Source organism: Brevundimonas sp. (assembly GCF_046293315.1).
Classification (GTDB): domain Bacteria; phylum Pseudomonadota; class Alphaproteobacteria; order Caulobacterales; family Caulobacteraceae; genus Brevundimonas.
In genome coordinates this window covers 1-514 of the sequence record NZ_JBKBPF010000131.1, presented here as the reverse complement: position 1 = coordinate 514, position 514 = coordinate 1, and the positions used below count along the sequence as shown (strand labels likewise).

Annotated in this window: 1 protein-coding gene; it reads right to left on the bottom strand. The window is 72.2% G+C overall.

The annotated features are described in order from the left end of the window. Positions 1-354, bottom strand: a 354-nt coding sequence (locus tag ACK4SE_RS14390; RefSeq protein WP_409694098.1) for a hypothetical protein, incomplete at its 3' end; no start/stop codon positions are given. Between the last annotated feature and the right edge of the window lie 160 nt (positions 355-514).

Genomic DNA, 514 nt, shown 5'->3' with positions numbered 1-514 from the left:
CAGCTCTGCACCACGCCGCGCAGTCAGCCACGTGGATGCGCGCGGGAGGTACGGGGCGGAGAGGCGCACCAATGAGAATGCACTTCCCCAGCTCCGCAAGGTAGCGGTCTGTGGGCGGCTCCAACACCGCCTCCACGTTGCGGTACTTGCGCACCAGCGCAGACTCTGACGAGCCAGCGGCACCAAACGCCGCACCACCACGCCCGGCGCGCTCAGCGCCTGCTTCCCTGCCGCCGCCGCCGCCGCCACCGCCGCCGCCACCACCACCACCACCACCACCACCACCACCACCACCACCACCACCACCACCGCCGCCGCCGCCGCCGCCGCCGCCACCGCCTCCACCACCGCCACCTTCCGCGGCCTCTGCGGCGTCAGCGGCTCGGTGTGCTCCAGGGGCGGCTAGGGATGGGGCGTGAAGCAGCACTGGCTGCGGCTGCACGGGCGACAGCTTCACCTGATCGATAAGCGTGACAGCTGCCAGCGAGGCGCGTGTCAGCAGCGGCAGTGCACC